Annotated in this window: 19 protein-coding genes and 1 tRNA gene; 4 read left to right on the top strand and 16 right to left on the bottom strand. The window is 70.4% G+C overall.

The annotated features are described in order from the left end of the window. Positions 1 to 45 precede the first annotated feature (45 nt). Positions 46 to 855: an acyl-CoA thioesterase gene (locus QWG60_RS13670; RefSeq protein WP_146908497.1), complete on the top strand. Its 810-nt coding sequence runs from the start codon at positions 46 to 48 to the stop codon at positions 853 to 855. Positions 856 to 912: 57 nt separating this feature from the next. Here the strand turns inward: QWG60_RS13670 and QWG60_RS13675 are convergent. The 6 genes from QWG60_RS13675 to QWG60_RS13700 all read right to left on the bottom strand — a co-directional run bounded on the left by QWG60_RS13675 (position 913) and on the right by QWG60_RS13700 (position 5,019). Beyond that, a tRNA-Thr gene (locus tag QWG60_RS13675) sits at positions 913 to 988 on the bottom strand. Between the two features lie 46 nt (positions 989 to 1,034). After that, positions 1,035 to 2,246 (bottom strand): N-acetylmuramoyl-L-alanine amidase, encoded by a 1,212-nt coding sequence (locus tag QWG60_RS13680; protein WP_246124661.1) that lies wholly within the window; start codon positions 2,244 to 2,246, stop codon positions 1,035 to 1,037. A 231-nt stretch (positions 2,247 to 2,477) separates the two neighbouring features. Beyond that, entirely contained in the window at positions 2,478 to 2,612 is a 135-nt protein-coding gene (locus QWG60_RS13685; protein ID WP_281288373.1) for a hypothetical protein, read from the bottom strand. A gap of 109 nt (positions 2,613 to 2,721) precedes the next feature. Next, on the bottom strand, positions 2,722 to 3,996 hold the full coding sequence (locus tag QWG60_RS13690; protein WP_146908499.1) for a Y-family DNA polymerase: 1,275 nt from the start codon (positions 3,994 to 3,996) through the stop codon (positions 2,722 to 2,724). After that, positions 3,993 to 4,448: a LexA family protein gene (locus tag QWG60_RS13695; RefSeq protein ID WP_246124662.1), complete on the bottom strand. Its 456-nt coding sequence runs from the start codon at positions 4,446 to 4,448 to the stop codon at positions 3,993 to 3,995. The genes QWG60_RS13690 and QWG60_RS13695 overlap by 4 nt, the downstream gene beginning before the upstream one ends. A gap of 115 nt (positions 4,449 to 4,563) precedes the next feature. After that, entirely contained in the window at positions 4,564 to 5,019 is a 456-nt protein-coding gene (locus QWG60_RS13700) for an aminoacyl-tRNA deacylase (protein ID WP_106487894.1), read from the bottom strand. A 309-nt stretch (positions 5,020 to 5,328) separates the two neighbouring features. On the opposite strand from QWG60_RS13700, the gene QWG60_RS13705 reads away from it, so the two are divergent. Further along, positions 5,329 to 6,609: an MgtC/SapB family protein gene (locus QWG60_RS13705; protein WP_046078261.1), complete on the top strand. Its 1,281-nt coding sequence runs from the start codon at positions 5,329 to 5,331 to the stop codon at positions 6,607 to 6,609. Positions 6,610 to 6,615: 6 nt separating this feature from the next. Here QWG60_RS13705 and QWG60_RS13710 read toward each other — a convergent pair whose 3' ends face one another. Both QWG60_RS13710 and pdxR read right to left on the bottom strand, forming a co-directional pair. Further along, positions 6,616 to 7,368, bottom strand: coding sequence for a TIGR01458 family HAD-type hydrolase (locus QWG60_RS13710; protein ID WP_146908501.1), 753 nt, complete (start codon positions 7,366 to 7,368; stop codon positions 6,616 to 6,618). Between the two features lie 105 nt (positions 7,369 to 7,473). Further along, positions 7,474 to 8,985 (bottom strand): MocR-like pyridoxine biosynthesis transcription factor PdxR, encoded by a 1,512-nt coding sequence (gene pdxR / locus QWG60_RS13715; RefSeq protein ID WP_146908503.1) that lies wholly within the window; start codon positions 8,983 to 8,985, stop codon positions 7,474 to 7,476. 176 nt (positions 8,986 to 9,161) lie between these two features. Here pdxR and QWG60_RS13720 point away from each other — a divergent pair, with 176 nt between their 5' ends. Next, positions 9,162 to 9,773 carry an FMN-binding negative transcriptional regulator gene (locus QWG60_RS13720; protein WP_146908505.1) on the top strand — a complete coding sequence of 204 codons (612 nt, stop codon included), beginning with the start codon at positions 9,162 to 9,164 and terminating at the stop codon, positions 9,771 to 9,773. A 4-nt stretch (positions 9,774 to 9,777) separates the two neighbouring features. On the opposite strand, the gene QWG60_RS13725 is transcribed toward QWG60_RS13720, so the two are convergent. The 3 genes from QWG60_RS13725 to QWG60_RS13735 form a co-directional block, all read right to left on the bottom strand. Beyond that, the gene (locus QWG60_RS13725) at positions 9,778 to 11,667 is read right to left on the bottom strand and encodes an ABC transporter ATP-binding protein (protein ID WP_046078264.1); all 1,890 of its coding nucleotides are present in this window, start codon (positions 11,665 to 11,667) and stop codon (positions 9,778 to 9,780) included. A 105-nt stretch (positions 11,668 to 11,772) separates the two neighbouring features. After that, positions 11,773 to 12,780, bottom strand: a complete 1,008-nt coding sequence (locus QWG60_RS13730; RefSeq protein WP_046078265.1) for a zinc-dependent alcohol dehydrogenase family protein — start codon at positions 12,778 to 12,780, stop codon at positions 11,773 to 11,775. Positions 12,781 to 12,845: 65 nt separating this feature from the next. Continuing rightward, positions 12,846 to 14,045, bottom strand: coding sequence for a M24 family metallopeptidase (locus QWG60_RS13735; RefSeq protein WP_146908507.1), 1,200 nt, complete (start codon positions 14,043 to 14,045; stop codon positions 12,846 to 12,848). A 126-nt stretch (positions 14,046 to 14,171) separates the two neighbouring features. Between QWG60_RS13735 and QWG60_RS13740 the strand changes: the two genes are divergently transcribed. Further along, positions 14,172 to 14,891 carry a YebC/PmpR family DNA-binding transcriptional regulator gene (locus QWG60_RS13740; RefSeq protein WP_046078267.1) on the top strand — a complete coding sequence of 240 codons (720 nt, stop codon included), beginning with the start codon at positions 14,172 to 14,174 and terminating at the stop codon, positions 14,889 to 14,891. A gap of 134 nt (positions 14,892 to 15,025) precedes the next feature. Here the strand turns inward: QWG60_RS13740 and QWG60_RS13745 are convergent, their stop codons facing one another. The 5 genes from QWG60_RS13745 to QWG60_RS13765 all read right to left on the bottom strand — a co-directional run bounded on the left by QWG60_RS13745 (position 15,026) and on the right by QWG60_RS13765 (position 19,938). After that, positions 15,026 to 15,799: an META domain-containing protein gene (locus QWG60_RS13745; protein WP_046078268.1), complete on the bottom strand. Its 774-nt coding sequence runs from the start codon at positions 15,797 to 15,799 to the stop codon at positions 15,026 to 15,028. A gap of 76 nt (positions 15,800 to 15,875) precedes the next feature. Beyond that, positions 15,876 to 17,285, bottom strand: coding sequence for an ATP-dependent RNA helicase DbpA (gene dbpA / locus QWG60_RS13750; protein ID WP_146908509.1), 1,410 nt, complete (start codon positions 17,283 to 17,285; stop codon positions 15,876 to 15,878). A gap of 153 nt (positions 17,286 to 17,438) precedes the next feature. Then, positions 17,439 to 17,873 (bottom strand): DUF4399 domain-containing protein, encoded by a 435-nt coding sequence (locus QWG60_RS13755; protein ID WP_107182477.1) that lies wholly within the window; start codon positions 17,871 to 17,873, stop codon positions 17,439 to 17,441. Positions 17,874 to 18,017: 144 nt separating this feature from the next. Next, a complete protein-coding gene (locus tag QWG60_RS13760; RefSeq protein WP_146908511.1) occupies positions 18,018 to 19,148 on the bottom strand; it encodes a substrate-binding domain-containing protein in 1,131 nt (376 codons plus the stop codon). A 166-nt stretch (positions 19,149 to 19,314) separates the two neighbouring features. Continuing rightward, complete coding sequence (locus QWG60_RS13765) at positions 19,315 to 19,938, bottom strand: LysE/ArgO family amino acid transporter (protein WP_035597625.1); 624 nt, start codon at positions 19,936 to 19,938, stop codon at positions 19,315 to 19,317. Between the last annotated feature and the right edge of the window lie 66 nt (positions 19,939 to 20,004).

A 20,004-nucleotide genomic window follows, 5' to 3' on the forward strand; every position in this document is an offset into this window, starting at 1 on the left:
ACGCCCGCCACGCGCGGATGCCGTGGCCCATGGAGGATACCCGGAATGAGCGACGCCCTGAACGACCTGGCCGACCTGCTGCGCCTCGAGCCCCTGGAGGAGAACCTGTTCCGCGGCCGTAGCCAGGATCTGGGCCTGCCCCAACTGTTCGGCGGCCAGGTGCTCGGCCAGGCGCTCTCCGCGGCCACTCATACCGTGGACGCCAGCCGGCGCGTGCACTCGCTGCACGGCTATTTCCTGCGCCCCGGCGACGCCAGCCGCCCGGTGATCTACCAGGTCGACGCGGTGCGCGACGGCCGCAGTTTCACCACCCGCCGCATCACCGCCATCCAGAAGGGCCGGCCGATCTTCTTCTGCAGCGCCTCCTTCCACGGCCAGGAGAGCGGCCTCGACCACCAGCCGACGATGCCCGAGGTGCCCGCCCCGGAGGCCCTCGACCGGGCCAACCTGCACCAGCGCTTCCCTGGCCACCCGATCGAGTTCTGCCACATCGAGGACGACGCCGAGCCGGGGCGCCCGGCCCGCAAGCGGCTGTGGTTCCGCCTCGCAGGCGAGCTGCCGGACGACCCGGCCCTGCATCGCTACCTGCTCGCCTACAGCTCCGACTTCCACCTGCTGACCACCGCACTGGTGCCCCACGGCAAGCGCTTCGGCGATCCCGACCTGCGCATCGCCAGCCTCGATCACTCGCTGTGGTTCCACCACGACGTCAGGGTCAACGACTGGCTGCTCTACGACATGGACAGCCCCTGGGCCGGCGGCGCCCGCGCCTTCACTCGCGGCAGCATCTACGACCGCCAGGGCCGCCTGGTCGCCTCCAGCGCCCAGGAGGGCCTGACCCGGCTGGACGACTGAGGCCTGCGGCACAAACGACGACGCCGCCCCTGATATCAGGGGCGGCGTCGCGAGAAGTGGTGCCGGCGAGTGGACTCGAACCACCGACCTACGCATTACGAGTGCGTTGCTCTACCAGCTGAGCTACACCGGCTTTGCGCCGCATCATACGGCCCGACACGCCGCGCTGCCAAGAGGCCTCAGCGCCCGCTGCTGGCCGCCAGCAGGGTGCCCTCCGGCGGCTCGGCCTGGAAGTGCGCCCGGAGCCCTTCGACGATGGATGTCACCAGCGCCCGCTGATGGGCGCCGCTCTGCAGGCGACGTTCCTCGTTCGGATTGGAGATGAACCCGGTCTCGACCAGCAGCGAGGGAATGTCGGGCGACTTCAGCACCACGAAGGCGGCCTGCTCGACCCGCGGCTTATGCAGGTCGTTGATGCGCCCCAACCGCTCGAGGATGCGCCCGCCGGCGGCCAGCGACTGGTTGAGGGTGGCGTTCATGGAGAGGTCGAGCAACGCGCTGCGGGTGGCCATGTCCTGCTCGGCCAGGGCGATGAAGGCCTCGTCGTCGGCGATCACCGCGCGGTTCTCGCTGTTGGCCAGCCAGCGGGCGGACTCCGAGCTGGCACCGCTCGTCGACAGCGCATAGACCGAGCTGCCGTGGGGCCCCGGCCGGTCCACGGCATCGGCGTGGATCGAGACGAAGAAATCGACGCGATGCTCGCGGGCGATGGTCGTCCGTCGACGCAGCCCCACGTAGACGTCGCGATCCCGGGTCAGCACCGCGCGAAAGCCCGGCGCCTCGTTGAGGCGGCGCGCCAGTCGCCGGGCAAGCTCCAGCACCACGTCCTTCTCGTAGGTGCCACTCGGACCCACGGCGCCCGGGTCCTTGCCGCCATGACCGGCATCCACGGCGATCACGATATCGCGGCCACCACCGGTCGGCAGTGAAGGCGCAGGATCGACCGGCGCCGGCGGCGCAGACGCGGGGCCGGACGCGGCGAGGTCCAGTACCAGCCGATGCCCCTGAAGGCCCGCGGGCGGCAGATCATGGCTCTCGACCTCGACGGGGCCGCTCAGGTCGAGCACCACCCGGGTGCCGTCGCCGCGGGCCCCGGTGCGAATGCCGGTGATCGGGCTGCCGGCCAGCGGCACATCCCCCAGCTCGCCGGCCAGACGACCCTCGGCCAGGTCGATGACCAACCGGTCCGGCCCGCGCAGCGTGAAGACATCGCTCGGCATCGCCGTGGAAAGGTCCAGCACCACCCGGGTATGCGCCGCCTCGCTGCGCAGTCGCAGATCCTGCACCTCGCCGCCGAGCGCCATCAGGCTCCAGAACAGCAGCGCGCCCGACAGGCAGGCCAGCAGGCGTGCGCCGCATCGGCGTCCACTCCGGGTTTCACGATCGATCATCTGACTGGCATCCCCTCACGGCACGAGTCGCCCTTCCCTAATGCGTCGGAAGAGTATCGGCCAGGATGGGAGAGGCTTGAGCGGGCACCGCGTCCGCTGAGACTCCCCGTTGCAGGGATGGACGTTCGGTGAAATACGGCAGAGGAAACACAGGAAAGGAAGAGGTGGCCGGCACCCGGCGTCCGCGAGCTCGCGGACCGCCAGGATCAGGTGCCGGTCGAGCCCTGCGCCTTAGATGTAGGCGTAGGCCATGCGGCTCTGGAAGTTGCGATAGGCGTTCTCGGTCATCACTTCCAGCACGCGGTAGGCACGCTTGCCGAAACGCTTGGCCAGGGAAGGACGGGCGGTGACGGTAGCAGTCGTCATGGTAGATGATCCTTGCGTCGGTGGATGTCGAAGGCATTATACCTTTGTCTATATACTTTAGTCTAATCGTGACGCAGTGCAACATTCCACGTCCCACCGATCTCTCGCGTCACCGCACCTTGACCCTCATCAGCTCGTTCCAGCGGGTGGTGTAGCGCGCGGTACGATGCTCGCAGCGCAGCGGCCAGGCGGCGTGCTCGCCGGGCACACCGAAGCGAACGGTATCGCGGCCCATGCGGGCGTTGAGGCGATCGAGGGTGGCCATCAGCGCCTCGCCGCGCCGCCGCTCGGGGCCGTGGCCGGCCTGCAGCAGCGAGAGCTGATGACGCTCGGCGTCGACCAGGTCGAGCAGCATCACCCCGCACTTCTGATAGCGCACGCCGTCGAGGAAGATCGCCGCCAGGCCGCGCTGGGCGGCGGCGATCAGCTCCCGGGTGTCGTCGCTGGGGCCGGGCAGTGCCACCACCTGGCTGTTGCGGTACTGACGCTCGCCGAGCCGGTGCGGGTCGCTGCGCACGAACACCAGCACCGCGCAGGCGCGGCTGCCCTGGCGGCGCAGCTTCTCGGCGGCCCGGGCGCCGTACTGGCGAATCGCCGCCTGCAGCTCGGCTTGCTCGCCGGTCAGCCGGCCGAAGGAGCGCGACACCATGATCCGCTGGCGCGGCTCGGTGACGTCGTCCAGGGCGATGGCCGGCCGCCCGCGCAGCTCCCAGACCAGCCGCTCCATCACCACCGAGAAGGTGCGGCGGATCTGCTTCGGGTCGGCCTGGCGCAGCTGCCAGGCGGTGTGGATGTCCTGCAGCGCCAGCCGCTCGGCGCTGCGCCGCGCCACGCCCCACAGCGCGTGCACCGGCAGCGCCTCGAGCACGCGGCGGGTCTCGGGCGCATCGGCCGCCAGCCGGCAGACGCCGCCCAGCTCGGGGCGCGACTTGGCGACGCGATTGGCGGTCTTGGCCAGCACCCGGGTCGGCGCCAGCCCCACGCAGGTCGGAATGCCGGTATCGCGCAGCACCCGCCCGCGCACCCGATGGCCCCAGGCCTCGAGGTCGTCGGGCTCATGCCCGTCGAGGCCGACGAAGCTCTCGTCGATGGAATAGGCCTCGATCTCCGGCGAAAACTCACCCAGGATCCGGTTCACGCGCCGGCTCATGTCGCCGTAGAGAGCGTAGTTGCTGGACAGCAGCGTCATCCGGCGGCGCAGCGCGGGCGAAATCTGATGGGCCGGCATGCCCATCGCCACGCCCAGCGTCTTAAGCTCCGCCGAGCGCGCCACCACGCAGCCGTCGTTGTTGGAGAGCACGCCCACCGCCCGGCCTTCGAGGCCGGGATCGAAGACACGCTCGCAGCTGACGTAGAAGTTGTTGCTGTCGACCAGGGCGATCACGGCGCCGCTCCCGGCAGGGCGTGCAGCACGTGGGTGACCACGCCCCACACATGGCACTCGCGGCCGGCCAGCGGAATCGGCGCGTAGCGCGGGTTGCTGGCCTCCAGCACCAGGGCGTCGCCGCGCCGGGCCAGCCGCTTGACCGTGGGTTCGCCGTCCACGGCGATGATCACTACCCGCCCGGGCCGCGGCTCGAGGCTGCGGTCCACCACCAGCAGGTCGCCGTCATGAATGCCGTCGCCGAGCATCGAATCGCCCTCGGCGCGCACGAAGTAGGTGGAGGCCGGGCGGCGCACCACGTGGGCGTGAAGGTCGAGCTCCACGTCCAGATGATCGTCGGCGGGGCTCGGGAAGCCCGCCCGCACCCGGCATCCCAGCAGCGGCTGGACGGCCCCCGAAGAGGACGGCGCCGCGGCTCGCCCGCCCGCGGCGCCGAGAATCGGCGACGCCATGGCCACCTCCCTCGAATAATGTATTTATATACAGTATCCGAGAGCGATGACCGACTGGCAAGTCTCTCCGTTCGGCCTGGCCTAACTCTCGATCTGGCCTACCTCTCGATCTGGCCTACATCGCCACCTCGGCCGGCTTCACCAGGTCCTCGAACACGCCGAAGGCCAGCTGCATCACCTCGTGGTGGCTGCCGGCGCTGAAGGCGATCAGGTCGGCCTCGGCCAGGTGCGGCGAAACGAACACCTCCAGGTCGAAGAGGTTGCCGAAGGGCGGCATCGCCCCCGGCTCGCAGTCGGGAAAACGGTCCTGGAAATCCGCTTCCCTGGCCAGCTCGACGCGGCTGGCACCGACGGCCTGGGCGAAGCGCTGCAGGTCGACGCGGTCGGTGGCCGGCAGCACCGCCAGCGCCAGCCGGCCGTCGATCTCGACCATCACGCTCTTGGCGAAGTGGCGGCCGGGCACGTGGGCCGCCTCGGCGACTTCCTGGGCGGTGTAGGCCGTCGAATGCTGCTGGATGACATATTTGACGCCGTTCTCGTCGAGAAAGCGTCTGACGCGCTCCATGGGCATGGGAATCCCCTCCCCTGTGTCGTGAAAGGGTCTGAAGACGCCGGATCGGCGACGCGCGTCGGGATGGGTCACGGGGCGCCCCGTCCCGGCCGTCTCCTTTTCAGACTAGCAGCCCCGTGCACCACGAATGACGGCAATCCTTGACCTGGTACAGGTTGAGATTCACATGCCGCAGTCACCATCGACTGAACCACCGGCACCGTCATCCGCCATCCAAGCGGTCCCGCACGGGGCCGCCTCTCGTTTAAGGCGCGATCGTCGGGAAGACCTATGCTGAGGCAACGGGAAGCATCGCGCAGGGAGCGTCTCATGGAAGAAGTCACGCAGCAGTTCCTCGCCGGGCACGACACCGCCATCCGTCTGGCCGTGGCCCTGCTGCTCGGCGCCCTGATCGGCATCGAGCGCGGCTGGGTGGCACGCGAACAGAAGGCCGGCGAACGCATCGCCGGCATACGAACCCACGCCCTGGTCGGCCTGCTTGGCGGCCTCGCCGCCCTGCTCGCCGAGGTCGTCACCGAATGGGCCTTTCCGCTGCTGCTGGTCGTCGTCGCCGCGCTGGCCGGCAGCGCCTATCGCGCGCGGCTGCCCCAGAGCCGGGACTACAGCATCACCGGCCTGATCGGCCTGCTGCTGACCTTCTGCTTCGGCGCCGTGGCGGTGGCCGTGGACCTGGCGCTGGCCGCGGCCTGCGCGGTGGTCACCGCGCTGATCCTCGACAACAAGCGCGAGATCCACGGCTTGCTCAATCGCCTGCAGGCCCACGAGCTGGACGCGGGCCTGAAGCTGTTGCTGATCACGGTGGTGATGCTGCCGCTGCTGCCCGACCGCGGGCTGGGCCCCGGCGAGGCGCTCAATCCGCGCGAGCTATGGTGGATGGTGGTGATGATCGCCAGCATCTCCTTCATCGGCTACTTCGCCATGCGCCTGGGCGGCGCCGCCAAGGGCATCCTGTTCACCAGCCTGTTCGCCGGGCTCAGCTCCTCCACCGCCCTGACCCTGCACTTCAGCCGCCTGTCGCGCCAGCAGGCCGCGCTCACCCCCTTGCTGGCGGCGGGCATCCTGATCGCATGCGGCACCATGTTCCCGCGCATCCTGCTCTACTGCCTGGTGATCAACCCGGCGCTGCTGCCCAGCCTGGTGCTGCCGGTGGCGCTGATGACCCTGCTGCTCTATCTGCCGGCCCTGCTGCTGTGGCGCCGTCATCGCCAGGGAGCGCGCATCGAGCGCCCCGAGCGCCATCAGAACCCGCTGGAGCTGCGCATGGCGCTGCTGTTCGGCGTGCTGCTGGCGGCGATCATGCTGCTCGGCCAGTGGCTCCAGGCCTGGCTCGGCGACGCCGGCATCTACCTGCTGGCGGCGGCCTCCGGCGTGGCCGACGTGGACGCCATCACCCTGTCGCTGACCCGGCTCTCTCAGGATGCCATCCCGCCCTCGACCGCGGTGCTCGGCATCATCCTGGCCGCCTCGGTCAACAACGTGATCAAGGCCGGCATGGCCGCCGGGCTTGGCAGCGCGGCGCTGGGCAAGCGGGTCGCCCCGCCGATGCTGCTGTCGCTGCTGGTCGGGCTGGGCGTGGCCTGGTGGCAGTGACGCCGCTCACTCGGGAAACCGGCGCGCCACCAGCGCCGCCAGGTCGTCCTCGCAGGCCGCACCGGGCGCCCGCGCCTCGTCGCCGTCGCGATACTTGCCGCTGCGCACCAGGCAAGCCTCGAGCCCCAGCTCGAGCGCCGCCGCCACGTCGCACTCGACGTCGTCGCCGACCATCAGCGCCTCATGCGGCTCGACGCCGGCATCCTCCAGCACGGCGCGGAAGAAGCCCGCGGCCGGCTTGCCGAGCACCGTCGCCTCGATCTCGGCAGCGTACTCCAGGGCGCGCACGAAGGGGCCCGCGTCCAGGTGCAGCTCGCCGCCCTGGCGAAAATAGCGATTGGTGCCCACGGTGAGCAGCGGCGCGCCGCGCTGCAGCAGCCCGAAGGCAGCGTCCAGATGGCGGTAGTCGAGGCGCTCGGCGGCATCGCCGAGCACCACGGCGTCGCGATCGGCGGTATCGAGGCCGACGAACTCGGGCTCGAGGTCGGGATGGATCAGCAGGTAGGGCCGCAGTTCGTGAGCGAGCAGATGGGCCCGGATCGCCGCCGGCGCGGTGAAGACCTGCTCGGGCGCCACCGCGAAACCGAGCTCGCGCAGCTCGGCATGGACCCGCTCGCTGGTCTTGCGCGAGGTATTGGTGACGAAGCGCAGCGCCAGCTCGCGTGCCTGCAGCCGGGCCACCGCCTCCACCGCGCCGGGCAGCGCCCGGCCGTCCTCGTGCAGCACGCCGCTGATGTCGAGCAGTACGGCCTTGAGCATGTCGCCCTCCTCTCGAGAATCGCGCGGCCGCCTTCCCTCGGAGCCGGCCGCCTCCCGTCAGAGGATAGTGGAGTCCGACGCCGGGGGCTCGGCCGTGCCCTTCGATCAGTTCCGTCGATCGACGCCATCGACCCGCGCCAGCCAGGCCTCGGCCAGCCAGCGTCCGGCGCGCAGGATTTCCTCGTCGCGGGTGCCGGCGTAGCCCAGCACCAGCCCCGGCCGCCCCGGCGCCTGCTGATAGAAACCGGACAGCGGCGACAGAGTGATGCCGGCCGCCTCGCCGCGCTCGACCAGGGCCGCCTCATGGGCGGGGTCGTCGAGCCAGGCCACCAGATGCATGCCGGCCTGCCCCTCCGAGAGCACCAGCCCCCGCGCCACGGCAGGTGCCAGCGCCCGCCGCAGCAGCGCCTGGCGCTGGCGGTAGCACTCGCGCATGCGGCGCACGTGCCGCGAGAAGTGCCCGGCGGCGATGAACTCGCCCAGCGCCGCCTGCACCGGGTACTGAGCCTCGCGATGCAGCCTCGCGTTGGCGCGACGGAAGGGCTCCACCAGCGGCGCCGGCAGCACCAGATAGCCGAGCCGGAGCCCCGGATAGAGCACCTTGCTGAGGGTGCCGACGTAGATCACCCGCGCCGCCTCGGTGAGCCCCTGGAGGGCGGCGACGGGCCGCTGGCCGTAGCGGAACTCGCTGTCGTAGTCGTCCTCCACGATCCAGGCGCCATGCGCCTCGGCCGCCTCGAGCAGCGCCAGTCGCCGCGCAAGGCTCATGGTCACGCCGCAGGGATACTGGTGGGAGGGCGTGAGGTAGATCAGCCGCGGGGCGCCGTGGCCCGCCGGCACGCGCGCCGGATTGAGGCCCTCGTCGTCCACCGGAGCCGGCACCAGCGAAAGGCCGGAGGCCTCGAAGCAGGCCCGGGCGCCGCCATAGCCGGGCTCCTCCATCCACACCGCCTCGCCCGGATCGGCCAGCATCCGCGCGATCAGCTCGAAGCCCTGCTGGGCCCCCTGCACCACCAGCACCTGCTCCGGGCGGCAGCGCACCGAGCGCGACAGCCGCAGGTAATCGCACAGCGCCTCGCGCAGCGCCGGCACGCCGCCCTCGGCGCGATAGTCCCGCCAGGCCTCGGGGGCTCGCCGCCGGTGGCGCCGGAGCAGGCGCTGCCAGAGCTCGTCGGGGAAACGATCGAGGGCCGGCACGCCCGGCGGAAAGGCCTCGTGATGCCCGGCCGCGGCGCCGCTCAGTCGCAGCAGCCGCTCGCCACGTGCCGACAGCGCCGCCGCCGGCGATGGGTCGTCCGACGTTTCCTGCGCCGGCGCCTCGAGGTGAGAAAACGGCAGATCGGCCACGTAGGTGCCGGCGCCGGGTCGGGCCTCCAGGAAGCCCTCGGCGACCAGCTGGTCGAGGGCGTCCAGCACGGTGTTGCGCCCCACGCCCAGCTCCCGCGCCAGGCGGCGGGAGGACGGCAGCCGGGCGCCGCTGGCCAGGCGCCCCGACTGCACCCAGTCGCGCAGCGCCCGATACAGGCGGCGCGTCAGCGGCAGCGAGGAGGACTCGCTCAATACCATGCCCAGCGCCTCGCCGAGCCAGTCGGCCCGCGCGGCGACAACCGGTTCCATCGTTTTCTCCAATAGTGGTTCTTATCAGGGAACCACTATGCCCACAGACTCCGAGGCTGTCATCGCCCATCGCCACCCAGTCCAAGGAGATCACCATGCAAGGCACGAGGACAGCGACTTCCCCGGCGCATGACACGACATCGACACGCCCCGGTCATCACCCTCGCGATACGCACATGCCCCTGGCGCAGGCCCGGGCGCTGATCGACGCCCACGGCTTCGCCACACTCACCGACGACCGCCTGCGGGTCAGCCATCTGCCCCTGGTGCTCGAGCGCGACGAGGGCGAGCTCGGCACCCTCTACGGCCACTTCGCCCGCGCCAATCCGCACGGGCACGAGCTGGACGGCCGGCGGGTGCTGGCGGTCTTCCAGGGTCCACACGGCTACGTGTCGCCGCGCTGGTACGCCGCCGGGCCGGCGGTGCCGACCTGGCACTACGCGGCCGTGCACGCCCGCGGCAGCGTCGAATGCCTCGACGATGCCGCCACCCTGGCCTCGATGGACGCCCTGGTGGCCCGGTACGAGCCCGAGCTGCTGGACGACACCACGCTGATGAGCGAGGCCTATCGGCGGCGACTGCTCGCCGGCGTGGTCGGTTTCCGGATTCGGCTGGATGACCTGCAGGGGACCGCCAAGCTGGGCCAGCACCGATCCAGGGAGGACCAAGCCGGCGTGCTGGCCGGGCTCGGCGCCAGCGACGATCCGCTGGCCCGGCAGCTGGGGCGCTACGCCCGAGGCTATCTGGCGCAGGTGGTCGGGATGGACGACGAGGCCCCGCCTCGATGAAGGCTCAGCGCTCCGTGGTGGGTTCGGCGCGAGCGGCCTCTGCCTCGTCGCACTCGAGCCCCAGGAAGCCGCCGGACTGGCGCCGCCATAGCGCCGCGTAGAGGCCGTCGCGGGCCAGCAGCTCGCGGTGGCTGCCGACCTCGACGATGCGCCCCTCGTCGACCACCACCAGCCGGTCGAGCATGGCGATGGTCGACAGCCGGTGGGCGATGGCGATCACCGTCTTGCCCGCCATCAGCGCATAGAGCTGCTCCTGGATGGCGGCCTCGACCTCGGAGTCCAGCGCCGAGGTGGCCTCGTCGAGCACCAGCAGCGGTGCGTTCTTGAGCAGCACCCGAGCGATGGCGATGCGCTGGCGCTGGCCGCCGGAGAGCTTCACGCCGCGCTCGCCGACGTGGGCGTCCAGGCCGCGCCGGCCCCTGGGGTCGACCAGGTCGTCGAGGAAGCCGTCGGCGTGGGCCTGGCGCACCGCGCGCATGATCGCCTCGTCGTCGGCCTCCGGGCAGCCATAGCGGATGTTGTCGCGCACCGAGCGGTGCAGCAGCGAGGTGTCCTGGGTGACCATGCCGATGTGGCGGCGCAGCGATTCCTGGGTGACGCCGGCGATGTCCTGATCGTCGATCAGGATGCGCCCGCCCTGCAGGTCGTAGAAGCGCAGCAGCAGATGCGCCAGCGTCGACTTGCCGGCGCCGGAGCGGCCGATCAGCCCGACCTTCTCGCCCGGGGCGATGGTCAGGTCGAAGCCGTCGAATACCGGCCGTTCCAGCGCCGCCCCGGGGCGCGCGTAGCCGAAGCGCAGCGCCTCGAAGCGGATCTCACCGCGGCTCACGGAAAGCTCGCCCGCGTCCGGCGCGTCCTGCACCGCCGGCGTGCGGGCGATGGTGTTGATGCCGTCCTGCACGGTGCCGATGTTCTCGAACAGGCTCGCTACCTCCCACAGGATCCAGTCGGACATGAAGCGGATGCGCATCACCAGGGCGATGGCCACCGCGATCACGCCGAGCGACACCATCTCCAGATACCAGGCGCCGATGGCCAGCGTCGCCACCGAGGCCAGCAGCAGCGAGTTGAGCGCCGTCAGCGACACCGACAGCCAGGTGGCCAGGCGCATCTGGCCGTGCACCGTGGTCATGAAGCCCTCCATGGCGTCGCGGGCGTAGGCCTCCTCGCGGCGGCGGTCGGCGAACAGCTTGATGGTCTGGATGTTGCTGTAGCTGTCGACGATGCGCCCGGTCATGCGCGCCCGGGCGTCGGCCTGGGCCATGGACACCGCGCGCAGCCGCGGCACGAAGATCCGCATCAGGGCGACGTAGCCGGCCAGCCACAGCACCAGCGGCGCCACCAGCCAGGGCTCGGCGCTGCCCAGCAGCCACATGGCGCCGACGAAGTAGACGACCACGTAGACCAGCAGGTCCATCAGCTTCATGACCGTCTCACGGATCGCCAGCGCCGTCTGCATCACCTTCTGGGACACGCGGCCGGCGAACTCGTCCTGGAAGAAGGCCATGCTCTGGGCCAGCATCTGGCGATGCGACAGCCAGCGGCCGAGCATCGGGTAGTTGCCGAAGATGCCCTGGTGGGTCAGCAGCGAGCGCAGCAACACCAGCAGCGGCAGGCCCACCAGCACCAGCGCCGCGAGCCCCGCCAGGCGCCAGCCGTGGGCGGCGAAGAAGCCCTCGCGCTCGGCGCTGGAGAGCCAGTCGACCAGCTGCCCCATGCTGTGGAAGAACACCAGCTCCACCGCCGAGACCAGCCCCGCGACCACCGACATGGCCACCAGCAGCCCCGCCACCGGGCGCGAATAGAAGCGGATGAAGGCGAACAGCCCGCGCGGCGGCACGCCCATCTCGCGCTCGGGATAGGGATCGACCAGGGTCTCGAAGAAGCGGAACATCGGCACCTCCGGGCAGCGGGCATGCCCCCAGAATGCGCGCGCCGCCGACACCCGGCAAGGGCGCGGCGGCGCATGGAGGTTGCCCGCGATGTCAGGCGGGCGAAGTTACCAGGTCAGGCAGATCTTGCCGAAGTGGCGGCCGGCTTCCTGGTGGCGGAAGGCGTCGGCGATCTCGCCGAGCGGGAACTCGCGATCGATCACCGGCACCATGCCGTTGGCCTCGATGGCGCGGATCATCTCCTGCTGCTGGGTGCGGCTGCCGACGATCAGCCCCTGCAGGCGCGCCTGCTTGGCCATCAGCTTGGCCGTAGGCACCTCGCCGCCGCGGCCGGTCAGCACGCCGATCAGCGAGATATGGCCGCCGATGCGCACCGCCTCGATGGACTGCGGCAGCGTGCCCGGACCGCCCACCTCGATCACATGGTCGACGCCCCCGCCGCCGGTCAACGCCTTCACCTTGCGGCCCCACTCGGGCTCCTCGCGGTAGTTGATGACGTGCTCGGCGCCCATCTCGCGCAGCTTCTCGAGCTTGGCCTCGGACGACGAGGTGGCGATCACCCGCGCGCCCATCATGCGGGCGAACTGCAGGGCGAAGATCGACACGCCGCCGGTGCCCAGCACCAGCACGGTATCGCCGGCCTTGAGGCCGCCGTCACCCACCAGCGCGCGCCAGGCGGTCAGCCCGGCGGTGGTCAGGGTCGCCGACTGGGCGTGAGACCAGCCCTCGGGCTGGCGGGTGAACCAGGTCGCCGGCCGCACCACCGCCTCGCGGGCATAGCCGTCGACGCCGTCGCCCGGCACGCTGGTGAAGTCGCCGTGGCGCGCCGGGCCGTCCAGCCACTCGGGGAAGAAGGTGGAGACCACCGCATCGCCGACGGCGAACTCGGTCACGCCCTCGCCGACCGCCTCGACCTCGCCGGCGCCGTCGGACATCGGGATACGGCCGTCCTCGGTGGGCATCGCGCCGGCCACTACGCCGTAGTCGTGGAAGTTGAGCGAGCTGGCGTGCAGGCGCACGCGGATCTCGCCGGGGCCGGGCTCGCCGGGTGCCGGCTGTTCGCCGAGTTCGAGATGATCGAGCCCGCCCGGGGCCTTGAGAGTCACGACCTGCATGCTGCCTCCTGATTCAATAAATAGCTTGCTAACGTAATCGACAAAGAGGGCTACACGGGCGAGCTTCAAGGCCGCTCGTGCAATTGCCAGTCGTTGTCGGTGAGCGGCTCGCCCCCACCCGGGGTGACGCGCACGGTATCGCTCACGCCGATGCCGAAGCGCCCCGGCAGGCGCAGGCACAGCGGCAGGTGGAAGACCATGTCGGCCTCGAGCTCACGGGGCTGGCCGCGGGCGAGATAGCCGGTGCCCTCGACCCAGCTGGGCGGAAACTGGGCGCCCACCGAGTAGCCGAAGACGCCGGAGAAGAAGGCTCGCTCGGCGATCCCTGCGTTCAAGCCGGCGATGGCCGCCTCGCCGGCCCGGGCCGCATCGTCGAAGGTGTTGCCCGGCCGCAGTGCCGCGCACAGCGCCTCGAAGGCGGCCCGGCAGGCGTCGCGCAGCGCCCGCATCTCGTCGTCGGCGCGGCCGGCCACGACGGTGCTCATCATCGGCGCCGTATAGCGCTCGAAGGCCGAGCCGAACTCCAGGAACACCGGCTCGCCCGCGCCGATGGTGCGCCGCTTGTGGTTGACGTGGATGGTGCCGGAGCGCGGCCCCACGGTGACGATGGGCTGCAGGCTCATGAACTCGCTGCCCGCCGCCAGCATCGCCCGGGCGCCCTCCGCCGCCACCGCGCCGTCGCTGACGTCGGGCGCGACGACGTCCCTGGCGGCGCGGATGCCGAGCCCGGTGATCCGCGCGCTCTCGCGCAGGCAGTCGAGTTCCCACGGGCTCTTCACCAGCCGCAGCGCATCGACCAGCGCCCCGCCATCGTCGCGAAACCGCTCGGCGCCGAGCCGTTGCTGCAGCGGCGCCAGCACGCCGTGACGCAGCCCGGCACTCAGCGGGTCGAGGCCGATGGCGCGATGGGGCGCCAGGGTCTCGGCCAGCGGCGCGATCACCTCCTCCGGGCTCTCCCAGCGATAGCCGAGGATCTCGTCGACCCGGGCGGTGACCACCGCCGGGCCGGTCTCGATGGATGGCACCTGCAGCACCAGGCGCGCGGCGTCGACCACCAGGCAGGCGTGCACCGAGACCTCGAAGGTGTGGTAGCCGGTGAGATAGTAGAGATCGGCGGGATCGGTGAGCAGCAGCGCGTCCAGTCCGGCGTCGGCCATGGCCTCGCGCAGACGCCGGCAGCGGGCGTCGAGCTCGGCCTCGGGCACCGGCACCTCGCTGCCGGCCAGGCGTTCGGCGAGGGCGTGGCGATAGGCGTGATGATCCATGCGGCGGACTCCAGCGGGTGGCCTGAGGCCAGTGTAGACGCCGGCGGCGGGAAAAATCAGGGCTGTCACCGGCGCCCGCTGTCTCGTAGAATCCAGTGCCGAGAACAGTCGCAACAGGAAAACGCAATGGGCAGGGCCTTCCAGAACCGCAAGGAATCCATGGCCAAGACGGCCGCCGCCAAGACCAAGGTCTACAGCAAGTACGGCCGCGAGATCTACGTCTGCGCCAAGCAGGGCGGCGTCGACCCCCACGGCAACCTGGCGCTGCGCGGCCTGATCGAGCGCGCCAAGAAGGACCAGGTGCCGTCCCACGTGATCGACAAGGCCCTGGACAAGGCCAGCGGCGCCGGCGGCGAGGACTTCGAGCCGGCGCGCTACGAGGGCTTCGGCCCGGGCAACGCCATGGTCATCGTCGAGTGCCTGACCGACAACCCGAACCGTACCATCGGCGACGTGCGCACCTGCTTCACCAAGACCAAGAGCAAGCTGGGCACCCCGGGCAGCGTCAGCCACATGTTCGACCACTGCGCCATCCTGGCCTTCCAGGGCAGCGACGAGGAGGCCGTGCTCGAGGCGCTGATGGAAGCCGACGTCGACGTCACCGACATCGAGAACGAGGACGGCCACATCACCGTCTTCGCGCCGCACACCGAGTACGCCAAGGCCAAGCAGGCGCTGATCGACGCCTTCGGCGAACTGGACTTCGAGACCGACGAGATCCAGTTCCTGCCCCAGGCCACCACTCCGGTGGAAGGCGACGACGTGGCGCTGTTCGAGAAGCTGCTGGACATGCTCAACGACGTGGACGACGTCCAGAACGTCTATCACAGCGCCGAGCTGCCCTGAGCCTCGATCCCTGGCCCCAGGGCCAGCAACGAAAGCCCAGCAACGAAAGCCCAGCAACGACAGCGCAGGAACGAAAGCGGCCGGCTCCCCAGGGAGCCGGCCGCTTGTCGTTGGTGACGCGGATCACGCAGGCGTCAGGTCAGATGGCGCACCTCGAAGCGCGCGATCACCTCGCCCTCGGCGTCGAGCAGCTCGAGCCAGTCGGCCCGCACCCGATAGCCGGCCACGTGCTCGAGCATGGCAAGGAAACGCGGTTCGAGATCGTGGCCCGGCACGCAGGCCATGCGCGTGCTCGCCACGGTGCCGATGCTCAGGGTATCGCCCTCGCGACGGTACTCGCCGGCCAGGCGGTTGCAGCCGCTGAAGCCGGCCAGCCGCCCTTGCTCGCCGTGAAAGACCAGATGCGGTTCGCGCGCGCCCTCGGCCACGTCGACGGGCTCGCCGCCCAGCTCGATCAGCTTCCAGTAACTATCCTCCAGGGTCTCGCTGACGAACTGCCCCGTGCGCTGCACACGGTAGTTCAGCGAGGACTCGATCGCGTTGCCCTCGAGATCGAGCATCTCGAGGGCAACGCCCCCGTCGACGATTCGCCACTGGCGAGGCCCCTGCCCGCCACCGCTCAGCGTCAGGGTCTCGCCGCTGGCATCCAGCGACCACTCGCCCTGCTCATGGAAGCGGCGCCCGTCGTCGTCGCCCAGATACACCGACGAGAGGGTGTAGACGCCGTCGGGGAACAGCGAGAGCCGGTAGTGAATCCCTGCACAGTCGGCACAGGGCAGCTCGCCGCGATAGCTGGCCGGCAGCTCGCCGAGCGCCGCTTCGGCCTGGGGTGAACGCTCGACGGCCGCACACCCCGCCAGCCACAGCGCCACCACCAGGAAATAAGAAAACTGAAAGAGTCGTTTCATGGGCCATCGTCCTGTTTGATGAGTCAAAAAGCGTGCTTTCGACCCGCGCGGTGCCCCAAGGTTCGCCGCCCGGCCGTCAGCGGCTGATGCGGCGGGCACGGAAGGTACGGCCCTTGAGGCGGCCGCCGTTCAGCTGCGCCAGGGCGGACTCGGCCAGCTCGCGCTCGACGGCGACGTAGGTGCTGCGCGCGAGCACCTTGATCTTGCCGATCCGCGCCCCGTCCAGGCCGCCCTCGCCGGTGAGGGCGCCGAGGATGTCGCCTGGGCGGATCTTCTGCTGCTTGCCGGCGCCGAGCTGCAGGGTCGCCATGGGCGCGCGCAGCGGCATCGGCTCGCCCTTCAGGCGCGGCAGCGCCTCGGCCTCCAGAGACTGGCCGAGGAAGGCCTCGAGCCGTTCCAGTCGATGCGTTTCGTTCTCGCCGACCAGCGTGAAGGCCTCGCCCTGGTGGCCGGCCCGGCCGGTACGCCCGACCCGGTGCACATGGACCTCGAGCTCCCGGGCGATGCGGTAGTTGAACACCGCGTCGAGCGCGGCGATGTCCAGCCCCCGGGCCGCCACGTCGGTGGCCACCAGCACCGAGGCGCTGCGGTTGGCGAACAGCACCAGCAGGCGGTCGCGGTCCTTCTGCTCCAGGTCACCGTGCAGCGCCAGCGCACTGATGCCCGCGTCGTCCAGGGCGGCGGCGAGCTCGCGGGTCTCCTGCTTGGTGTTGCAGAACACCACGCTGGCGGTCGGGCGCCGGTGCAGCAGCAGCAGGCGCAGGGCCTCGAAGCGCGCCGCGTCGTCCGCCACCCGGTAGAAGTGTTCGCGAATGGTGTCCTCGTCGTGGGGCTCTTCGATCGAGATCGCGACCGGGTCGCGGGTGCGCTCCTCGGCCAGCGGGCGCACGCTGTCGCCGTAGGTGGCGCTGAACAGCCAGGTCCGGCGGCTCTCGGGGGTCGCGGCGATGATCGCCTCCAGGGTCGCCTGGAAGCCCATGTCGAGCATGCGGTCGGCCTCGTCCAGCACCAGGGTGTCGAGGTCCGACAGCGCCAGGCTGCCCTTGCGCAGGTGCTCCTCCACCCGGCCCGGGGTGCCGACGACGAGATGGGCGCCGTGGGCCAGCGAGGCCAGCTGCGGCCCCATGGGCGCACCGCCGCACAGCGTCAGCACCTTGATGTTGGGCAGGCCACGCGCCAGCCGGCGCAGCTCCTCGGCGACCTGATCGGCGAGTTCACGGGTCGGGCACAGCACCAGCCCCTGCACCCGGAAACTGGCCGGCGCGAGCCGCGACAGCAGGCCCAGCCCGAAAGCCGCGGTCTTGCCCGAGCCGGTGCGGGCCTGGGCGATCACGTCGCGTCCGTCGAGCATCGCCGGCAGGCTCTCGGCCTGGATCGGCGTCATCTGCCGATAGCCCAGCGAGTCGAGGTTGGCGAGCAGCTCGGCGGAGAGCGGCAGGCGAGAGAAGGCGCCGACGGCGGCGTCCTGGGAGGGGGCATCAGTCACGGGATGGACCTGTCTTGAACGGCATGAAAGCGGGAGGGCGACGCTACCCAGTTGCCGTCTTCGGGGCAAGCAGAAAAGTGCCGGCGTCGGGGCCAGCGGAAAGTTGCCGGCCCCGGGGCAAGTGAAAAGCGCGTCGCGCGCCCTCGCTGCCGCCTACTCCACGTGAACGGTGATGGGCTCGGAGGCCACGGTCGGCTCGAAGCTCAGGTGGCGATAGTCGAGAAACAGCAGCTGCAGGGTGTGCTCGCCGGGCGGCAGCTCCAGGGTGACCTGGGTCTGGCCGCCGCCGAAGTGGCGGGTCTGCTCGGTGGAGGGCAGCGGCTGGGAAAGATCGACCTCCTCGAGGGGCGTGTCGATCAGCAGGTGATGGTGGCCGGTGGCCTCGGCCTCGGTGCCGGCCGGGGCCACGCCCATGCCCTCGAGCCCCATTCGCACGGTGACGGGCCCGCTGACGGTGGCGCCATCCTCGGGGGAGATGAAGTAGACCTCGGCGTCGGACGGTGCCGCGACGGGCTCCATCTGGGCCAGGGCGACGGCCGGCAGCGCGGTGGCCAGCGAGACGATGCATCCTGCAAACCAATGACGCATGGCGATACCTCGATAGAAGAGAGCTGGAAGTGTCAGGACGGTCCTGCGCCCGATGTCTGCCGGGCGGCCATCCGCGAGCGTGACGGCTTCAGTGTAGCAATCACGTGCCATCGGGCCGACCGGGTTCACCAGCGCATGCCGGCGCTAGCCATCGTCGGACGACTCGCTCAGACGAAAGGCACGCCGCTTCAGCTCCTCGATGCGCTCGGGCGGCGTGTCGCGGGTCACGCGAACGATATCGCCGGCGAAGATCGCCGGCACCCGGGCCTGCTGCCCGAGCATCACCATGCGCATCGCCTCGGCCATGGCCACGCCGTTGTCGTCGTTGATACGCATGGCGGTGACGTCCAGCCCGCCCGGCCCCAGCGCTTCGAGCTCCGCCGAGCCCCCGCCCCAGCCGTTGATCAGCACATCCAGGCGATCGGTCTCGCGCAGTGCCCGCAGCGCCGCCAGCGCCACGTCGGTGGAGGCGGCGAAGATCATCGTCAGGTCGGGATGCGCCTCCAGGGTGCGCAGGGTCTCGCGGTAGGCCCTTTCCGGGTCGCCGTCGGCGCTGATGCTGGCCACCCGTTCCAGCCCGGGATGGCGACCCGCCATGCCCACGAAGGTGTCGCTGCGCATGCGGCCGACGTAACCGGACGAGAAGCTCAGCGTCATGTACTTGCCCCGATAGTCGGCCTGCTCGAGCATCCACTCGGCGATCAGGCGCGAGCCTTCCTCATGATCGAAGCCGACGTAGAGAAAGGGCGGATCGTCTTCCCACTCGGCCAGCGGCGTGGTGACGTTCTGCAGGATCAGTCGCGGACGGCCCAGCGCCAGCACCCGCTCGATCATGCGCAGGTGGGGCACGGTATCCAGGGTGAACACCAGGTAGTCCGGGCGCCACTGAAGGGCGTTGGTGAGCTGTCGGGCCTGGAGGTTCACGTCCACCGTCGGCCGCGACATGTAGACCTTCAGCTGGTACGGCATGTCCAGTGCGCGCAGCCTGGCTTCCATCGACGCCAGGCTGCGTCGCCAGTAGTCCGAGGCCTGAAGGGCCGGGTAGATGACAGCAATGCGAATCTCGCGAAGAGGAGGCGTGGACAGCGGCACCGCAGGCCCCCTGACCCGGGCGGACAGGTCCGCCATGAGCGCCTGCTGCTCGGGGTGGCGCTGCATGTACTCGTCGACCCTCACGAAGTCGCTCGAGGCACCGAGCACGCCTCCCGACACGGCGGCCATCCATAGCCCCAGTACCAGCCCGGCAAGCCGGACGATCGATTGGCATCCGGCCATTTTCGATCCTTTGTTGTGTTCCCGCTTCGCCCGCGATCCCGATCGGGCACCAGTCCGTCACTGTAGCGCATGACACGGGGCACTGGCGACGCGCCAGTTGTGGCGGAACGTCGGCCAACCAGTCGCCATCTCCATATAATTAAAAGCTAATATTAAGGATCGATCCTCAGGCCATGGCCCCGGGCGGGGCGATGGCCAGCTGCAGGGCGATGGCCGCCATCATCATGCCGATGGCCCCGTCGATGCAGCGCCAGGCCAGCGGCCGCGACAGCCAGGGCGAGAGCAGCGCCCCACCCCAGGCCAGCAGGCTGAACCACAGGATGGAGGCGCTACCGGCGCCGACCACGAAGGCCACGGCGCTGTCCTGCTGGGCCCCGATGGAGGGAATCAGCAACAGGGTATCGAGATAGACCTGGGGATTGAGCACCGTCACCGCCAGCGTCGCCAGCAGCACCCGGGCGATGCCGGAGTCCCTGGCCGCATCCGCCTCCACCGCCAGGCCGGCTCGTCCGGCGGCGGCCCGGTACAGCGCCTGGATGGCCAGCCAGCCCAGGAAAGCCACCCCCAGCCAGCGCAGTGCCGCCAGGGTGCCGGGAAACGCCAGCAGCAGCGTGCTCATGCCGAACATGCCCGCGGTCAGCAGCAGCAGGTCGGTGCTCATGCACAGACCGGCCGACCACCAGTGATAGCGGCGCCGCACGGCCAGCCCCAGCACGTAGGCGTTCTGAGCGCCGATGGCGACGATGATCCCGCCGCACACCACCAGCCCGGCCAGATAACTCTCCAGCATCGATCCTCCCGATCTCCCGGTGATTCCCTCACGGCACCGGGCAATCCCGGGCCTTCGATGGCGCCA

Source organism: Halomonas halophila, assembly GCF_030406665.1.
In the GTDB taxonomy this organism is placed as follows: domain Bacteria; phylum Pseudomonadota; class Gammaproteobacteria; order Pseudomonadales; family Halomonadaceae; genus Halomonas; species Halomonas halophila.

What these genes read in the sequence shown, in the direction of transcription:
- QWG60_RS13670 (WP_146908497.1), top strand. Translation starts at nt 46, where the DNA reads ATGAGCGACGCCCTGAACGACCTGGCCGACCTGCTGCGCCTCGAGCCC.
- QWG60_RS13680 (WP_246124661.1), bottom strand. Translation starts at nt 2,246, where the DNA reads ATGATCGATCGTGAAACCCGGAGTGGACGCCGATGCGGCGCACGCCTG.
- QWG60_RS13685 (WP_281288373.1), bottom strand. Translation starts at nt 2,612, where the DNA reads ATGACGACTGCTACCGTCACCGCCCGTCCTTCCCTGGCCAAGCGTTTC.
- QWG60_RS13695 (WP_246124662.1), bottom strand. Translation starts at nt 4,448, where the DNA reads ATGGCGTCGCCGATTCTCGGCGCCGCGGGCGGGCGAGCCGCGGCGCCG.
- QWG60_RS13700 (WP_106487894.1), bottom strand. Translation starts at nt 5,019, where the DNA reads ATGCCCATGGAGCGCGTCAGACGCTTTCTCGACGAGAACGGCGTCAAA.
- QWG60_RS13705 (WP_046078261.1), top strand. Translation starts at nt 5,329, where the DNA reads ATGGAAGAAGTCACGCAGCAGTTCCTCGCCGGGCACGACACCGCCATC.
- QWG60_RS13710 (WP_146908501.1), bottom strand. Translation starts at nt 7,368, where the DNA reads ATGCTCAAGGCCGTACTGCTCGACATCAGCGGCGTGCTGCACGAGGAC.
- pdxR (WP_146908503.1), bottom strand. Translation starts at nt 8,985, where the DNA reads ATGGAACCGGTTGTCGCCGCGCGGGCCGACTGGCTCGGCGAGGCGCTG.
- QWG60_RS13720 (WP_146908505.1), top strand. Translation starts at nt 9,162, where the DNA reads ATGCCCCTGGCGCAGGCCCGGGCGCTGATCGACGCCCACGGCTTCGCC.
- QWG60_RS13725 (WP_046078264.1), bottom strand. Translation starts at nt 11,667, where the DNA reads ATGTTCCGCTTCTTCGAGACCCTGGTCGATCCCTATCCCGAGCGCGAG.
- QWG60_RS13730 (WP_046078265.1), bottom strand. Translation starts at nt 12,780, where the DNA reads ATGCAGGTCGTGACTCTCAAGGCCCCGGGCGGGCTCGATCATCTCGAA.
- QWG60_RS13735 (WP_146908507.1), bottom strand. Translation starts at nt 14,045, where the DNA reads ATGGATCATCACGCCTATCGCCACGCCCTCGCCGAACGCCTGGCCGGC.
- QWG60_RS13740 (WP_046078267.1), top strand. Translation starts at nt 14,172, where the DNA reads ATGGGCAGGGCCTTCCAGAACCGCAAGGAATCCATGGCCAAGACGGCC.
- QWG60_RS13745 (WP_046078268.1), bottom strand. Translation starts at nt 15,799, where the DNA reads ATGAAACGACTCTTTCAGTTTTCTTATTTCCTGGTGGTGGCGCTGTGG.
- QWG60_RS13755 (WP_107182477.1), bottom strand. Translation starts at nt 17,873, where the DNA reads ATGCGTCATTGGTTTGCAGGATGCATCGTCTCGCTGGCCACCGCGCTG.
- QWG60_RS13760 (WP_146908511.1), bottom strand. Translation starts at nt 19,148, where the DNA reads ATGGCCGGATGCCAATCGATCGTCCGGCTTGCCGGGCTGGTACTGGGG.
- QWG60_RS13765 (WP_035597625.1), bottom strand. Translation starts at nt 19,938, where the DNA reads ATGCTGGAGAGTTATCTGGCCGGGCTGGTGGTGTGCGGCGGGATCATC.